8 protein-coding genes are annotated in these 5,335 nt (G+C 43.5%); 4 read left to right on the top strand and 4 right to left on the bottom strand.

The features are described from left to right. Both Q0192_RS14780 and Q0192_RS14785 read left to right on the top strand, forming a co-directional pair. Nucleotides 1–1,086, top strand: a 1,086-nt coding sequence (locus Q0192_RS14780; RefSeq protein ID WP_299290464.1) for an MBL fold metallo-hydrolase, incomplete at its 5' end; no start/stop codon positions are given. 5 nt (nucleotides 1,087–1,091) lie between these two features. Further along, a complete protein-coding gene (locus tag Q0192_RS14785) occupies nucleotides 1,092–1,844 on the top strand; it encodes an aquaporin (RefSeq protein WP_299290466.1) in 753 nt (250 codons plus the stop codon). A 29-nt stretch (nucleotides 1,845–1,873) separates the two neighbouring features. On the opposite strand, the gene Q0192_RS14790 is transcribed toward Q0192_RS14785, so the two are convergent. After that, nucleotides 1,874–2,254 (bottom strand): DUF4174 domain-containing protein, encoded by a 381-nt coding sequence (locus tag Q0192_RS14790; RefSeq protein WP_299290468.1) that lies wholly within the window; start codon nucleotides 2,252–2,254, stop codon nucleotides 1,874–1,876. Between the two features lie 69 nt (nucleotides 2,255–2,323). After that, nucleotides 2,324–3,400 (bottom strand): NADPH dehydrogenase NamA, encoded by a 1,077-nt coding sequence (namA, locus tag Q0192_RS14795; RefSeq protein ID WP_299290470.1) that lies wholly within the window; start codon nucleotides 3,398–3,400, stop codon nucleotides 2,324–2,326. 177 nt (nucleotides 3,401–3,577) lie between these two features. On the opposite strand from namA, the gene Q0192_RS14800 reads away from it, so the two are divergent. Both Q0192_RS14800 and Q0192_RS14805 read left to right on the top strand, forming a co-directional pair. Continuing rightward, a complete protein-coding gene (locus tag Q0192_RS14800; RefSeq protein ID WP_299290472.1) occupies nucleotides 3,578–3,808 on the top strand; it encodes a DUF433 domain-containing protein in 231 nt (76 codons plus the stop codon). Then, nucleotides 3,792–4,127: a DUF5615 family PIN-like protein gene (locus Q0192_RS14805; RefSeq protein ID WP_299290474.1), complete on the top strand. Its 336-nt coding sequence runs from the start codon at nucleotides 3,792–3,794 to the stop codon at nucleotides 4,125–4,127. The genes Q0192_RS14800 and Q0192_RS14805 overlap by 17 nt, the downstream gene beginning before the upstream one ends. Before the next feature lie 5 nt (nucleotides 4,128–4,132). Here Q0192_RS14805 and Q0192_RS14810 read toward each other — a convergent pair whose 3' ends face one another. Both Q0192_RS14810 and Q0192_RS14815 read right to left on the bottom strand, forming a co-directional pair. After that, nucleotides 4,133–4,882, bottom strand: coding sequence for a PPK2 family polyphosphate kinase (locus tag Q0192_RS14810; RefSeq protein WP_299290476.1), 750 nt, complete (start codon nucleotides 4,880–4,882; stop codon nucleotides 4,133–4,135). A 10-nt stretch (nucleotides 4,883–4,892) separates the two neighbouring features. Then, on the bottom strand, nucleotides 4,893–5,335 hold a 443-nt coding region (locus Q0192_RS14815), incomplete at its 5' end, for an ABC transporter substrate-binding protein (protein ID WP_299290478.1).

The following is a 5,335-nucleotide window of genomic DNA, read 5'->3' on the forward strand; positions in this document are numbered from 1 at the left end:
AAATCTACTGCTGCGCTGGCTGCCGGTGCTGCATTAGTCCCTGTTCCGGCTTCCTCCAAACCAAATCCCGCTCCTGCTGTTGCTGCTTCCATGTATAATTCGCCCAATTTTAACGGTAAAGTTTTTGTTAATCCCATCCCAACGCAAACTGGTTTATCTTCCAGTATTTTTAAGGTTTTGGCAGAATATACCAAAGACCATCCTAACCGTACGCCACGTGTCCCGCCCGGCCCTTTTCCGGTTGATCTTCCGTTATTAAATACGTTGCCGGCAAATACCTTGCGCATTACTTTAATCGGCCATTCTTCTTTGTTAATTGAGATTGACGGAAAGCGGATATTAACAGACCCGGTTTGGGCAAAACGCGCCTCTCCTTTTCAGTTTTTTGGGCCGGAACGTTTCTTTCCCGCACCCATCGCTTTAAAAGATTTACCGCCGATTGATGCCATCATCCTTTCCCACGACCACTACGACCATCTGGACGAAGCAACCGTAAAAACATTGGGTAAAAGAAGCATCCCGTTTTTCTGCTCGCTGGGTGTTGGCAGGATTTTGGAAAACTGGGGCATCAACAAAACCCAAATCACCGAGTTTGACTGGTGGCAGGAAAAAGAAATTTGGCCTGGTTTTAAACTCGCTGCTACACCTGCCCGCCACTTTTCTGGCAGAGGAATAACCAACCGCAACACTACACTTTGGGCTTCCTACATTATCAAAGGCCCAACCCATAAAGTTTATTTTGGTGCCGATTCTGGCATCCACCCGCTTTTTAAAACGATTGGCGAAAAGTACGGCCCTTTTGATATTGCCATGCTGGAGATTGGCGCGTACAACGACCTCTGGAAAGACATCCACATGGGGCCGGACAATGCGGCCAATGCTTTTCTTGCCCTGAATGCCAACCTGATGATGCCGATCCATTGGGGCTTGTTCAACCTTGCTTTCCACACCTGGACGCAACCGGCAGAAAGGTTGCTGGACCTTTCGGAACAAAAAAATATTCCTTTATTGATACCACAACCCGGCGAAACTTATACGTATAATGGCAAACCACATGTAAATAAATGGTGGGAAGCCTTTAAATAAGACGGATGGATCAGAAGTTTTTAAAAGCTTATTTGTCGGAATTTGTGGGTACGGCTTTATTGGTTTTGGTAGGCTTATCTTTTGTGATTTTTGTTAACGGGAAAGGTTCGCCGGTACTAAAAATTATTCCGGATGGCGGTATTAGAAGGGCAATTTCCGGTTTTTTGTTTGGCACCACCGGCTGCCTGATCACCATTTCCCCTGTTGGCAAAATTAGCGGCGCGCACATTAACCCGATGGTCAGCATTGCTTTTTGGATGCGAGGAAACATGACCTTTGAAAACATGCTTGGTTTTGTTGCGGCACAAATGGCGGGTGCAATTGTGGGCTGCGTGCCTTTACTTTTGTGGGGAAAGCAAGGTTTAAGTATGGATTACGGTGCTACCATACCAAACGGCGTTAATGCTGCTTTTATCGGTGAAATTTGGACAACCTTTGTGCTGATTGCCGTTATTCTGTTTTTTACCAGCCATGATAAACTGAAAAATTTTACGCCTTTTATGATGCCCATTATTTATTGCATCATGGTTTATGTAGAAGCCCCCGTTTCGGGCACCAGCACCAACCCCGCCCGTAGTTTTGGCCCGGCCGTGGTTAGCAATGTTTGGTCGGGCTACTGGCTTTACTGGGTTGCGCCGCTTATCGGTACGCTGATTGCAGTTTTGGTTTTTAATGTGGGCTGGCTGAAACATTTACGCTCTACAGTGGCCAAGCTCTACCACTTTAAAAAATATCCAAACATCAGCAAAGATTTATAGCGTAAACTGTTTTTTCACCACAGATTTTACTATTTGCCCTGCCGCTTCATTTCCTCCTGACGCATCGGCATGGCATCAATCAAACGATATAATTTCTCCAAGCTAACCGGTTGGTTTGAACGCAGTTTTTCGCCGCTATCTTTGCCAATCAAAATAAATGTAAAGCCTTGTGCCGATGCTTTGTACTTTTTAAACAGGGCTTCGTTGGCTTTTAAACCGATCACTTCATGCACCAAAATGTCCCGCTCTTTTAACCCGGCAGCAGCATTTGCCAACAATGATTTTTGGGTGGTAAAAGAAGCATTGCCCGCTTCTGAAGCAAATAGCCAAATGTGGCGGTGATTATTTTGTTGGGATAGATGGAGCATGGCGAAAAGCAGGATGGTTGGGGTTAGCAATAGTTTGGGCATGGTTTTAAAATGAGGGTTTGATTTAATTTCGGCCGGTTTCAACATGCTTCTTTTACCACCTAAAAATCATTATTTATGCTGATGTTTTGCCCGTTCGTATTGAACCGGCCATTGTAGGTCAACGCCTAATTCTTGCGCCGCATGCAAGGGAAAATACGGGTCGCGTAAAGATTCCCGGGCAATCAATACCAAATCTGCTTGTCCGCTGTTTATGATTTCTTCCATTTGTTTTGCTTCGGTAAGCAAGCCAACTGCGCCGGTCAATATCCCGGTTTCTTTTTTAATTTGTTTGGCAAAAGGAACCTGGTAATTTGGGCCTGCTGCTATTTTTTGCCAGGAAACCAAGCCGCCGGAAGAGCAGTCCATCAAATCAACGCCCTGGTTTTTTAATATTTCGGATAGTTTGACCGATTCTTCCAAGCTCCAGCCGCCCTCGGCCCAATCCGTGGCCGAAATCCGGACGAACAAAGGCAAATCTTTCGGCCAAACTTCCTGTACCGCGGCCGTTACTTCCAGCAAAAAGCGGATACGGTTTTCAAAAGAACCGCCATACTGGTCAGTCCGCTGATTGGTTAACGGTGATAAAAACTGATGCAACAAATAGCCATGTGCAGCGTGCAGTTCGATCACTTTAAAACCAACTTCAACAGACCTTCGGGTTGCTTCCTTAAAATCAGCAATCACTTTGGCAATTCCGGCTTCGTCCAAAGCCATTGGCGCTTCGGTCCCTTCTTTGTACGGAATGGCGCTTGGTGCAACCGTTTGCCAGCCTTCCGGCTCGTTGCTTGGGATAAGCATTCCACCTTTCCAAGGTGCTTGATGGCTTGCTTTTCGTCCAGCATGCGCCAATTGTACGCCTGCAACCGAACCGTTTTGATGGATAAAGCCGACAATTTTTTTCAGTTCTGTTAGATGTTCATCTTTCCAAATCCCTAAATCATCCGGCGTAATCCGGCCTTCGGGAGAAACTGCGGTTGCTTCGGTAATAATCAATCCGGCACCGCCAACCGCGCGGCTGCCAAGATGTACAAAATGCCAATCATTGGCAAAACCGTCCACACTCGAATATTCGCACATGGGCGAAATCACGATACGGTTTTTCAGTTCTATACTTTTTATTTTTAATGGTTTAAACAGTGCTGCCATGATGCTTTTTTATCGGTATATTTTTAGGAAGAACAACAGGGCGGCTAACTGGTTTTAGACGAATTATCCGAAACAGAAACAATGGCTTTTACTATCAATGAAACCACAAAAGCTTAAGACCTTCTTATCAGAGGCATTATATTTTTTGTAATTTTGATATTAACCAAAAACAAAACGATGAATTACGGCGCTATTAACATTGACCCGGAAACGATGGGTGGAACACCCGTTTTTACCGGAACACGGGTTCCCATCCAGGCATTGTTTGATTATATTGAAACAGGGGAAACTTTAGACGAGTTCCTGGAGAATTTTCCTTCAGTAAAAAAAGAATTTGCCCTTCAAGTGCTTAAAATGGCAAGTAAAACTTTGACTACTGAAAAATCATTGTATGAAAATTTTGCTTGATGAAAACATGCCCACCAAAGTAAAATATGATTTTGGTGATGGCTTTAACGTAAGTACAGTAAGAGATATGGACTGGTTAGGAAAGAAAAACGGCGAACTTTTGGGTTTGGCAGCTTTTAATGGTTTTGATATTTTTATTACGTTAGACAAAAACCTGAAAAACCAACAAAACTTGAATAAAGTAGATTTAAAGTTTATTGTATTACTGGCTAAAGACAACAAACATCAAACTTTACAGCCTTATATTGAAAAAGTAAGGTTAGTTTTAAAAAGCAAAGACCTTCCTAAACTATTGATAGTTTCAGCCGAAGACTTATAAACAGCTTACAACTCCACCTTTGGAAAATAAATCCCATACTTCTCCAACTCCAGCACAATCGTATTTAAAATCGCATAGTTTTTATACCATTTTTTATCGGCTGAGATAATATTCCATAGCGCAGCCTCCGCGCAATGCTCAAAAATGTATTCGTACACTTTGGCAAAATCGTCGTGCTTTTTAATGGCCGCAACATCTTCCTGCTGGTATTTCCAGCGTTTGTATTCGTTGGTTTTGCGTGCCTGCAAGCGTTCTTCCTGTTCTTTTTGCGAAACGTGCAAATAGAACTTTATCAAAATAGTATTGTTCCTAACCAAACCGCTTTCAAAGCAGTTGATTTCTTCGCAACGCGCTTTAACCAGTTCATCATCTATGGATTTGTTGACGGAAGGCACCAAAATATCTTCGTACTGCGAGCGGTTAAAAATCTCGATCATGCCTTTTTCCGGGCATTCTTTGCTGATCCGCCACAAAAAATGATGCGCCTTTTCCTCTTCCGTTGGCGCTTTAAATGATTTTACCTTGCACCCGGCCGGGTTTACGCCCGAAAAAACATGCTCCACCGCACTGTCTTTGCCCGAAGCATCCATCCCCTGCAAAATAATCAGCACATCGTACTTCTTTTGGGCATACAGTTTATCCTGGATTTCCGCCAGCTTTTCAATCAGTTTAATGCTTTCTTTGGCCGCTTCTTCTTTGGTTATTTTTTCTTCGGGAGAAGTGGAAATATCCGATAGTTTAATTTTTTTGCCCATGATGCTTCTTTTACACACTAAATTTTATCCAGCCTTCACCTTCATAACCAAAAATAAACTGTTTTGGATTGATGATTTCGGCCAGAATTTCTACTGAATCTGCAATACGCGGACCGGACCGGTTAAAATACTGGTTTCCATCGGCAATAAAAAATTGATTGTTTTTCACGGCCTGCAAATCCTTAAAATACGGTTGCTGCAACAAAGTGTCCATTTCTTTCAAAGTCCGTTTGATGCTAAAACCACAAGGCATCACGATGATGGTTTCCGGATCGGCCTGCACCAAATCTATCCAATCAATAGCCGGCGAGTGTTTTCCGTTTTCTGCTAAAATGGCTTGTCCGCCTGCAATTTCCACCATTTCCGGTGTCCAGTTGCCGGCCATCATCAACGGCTCAATCCATTCGATACAAGCTACAGTTGGCTTTTGGTTGATAAATTTGAGCTTGTGCC

It is taken from the genome of uncultured Mucilaginibacter sp., assembly GCF_937859865.1.
Taxonomy (GTDB): domain Bacteria; phylum Bacteroidota; class Bacteroidia; order Sphingobacteriales; family Sphingobacteriaceae; genus Mucilaginibacter_A.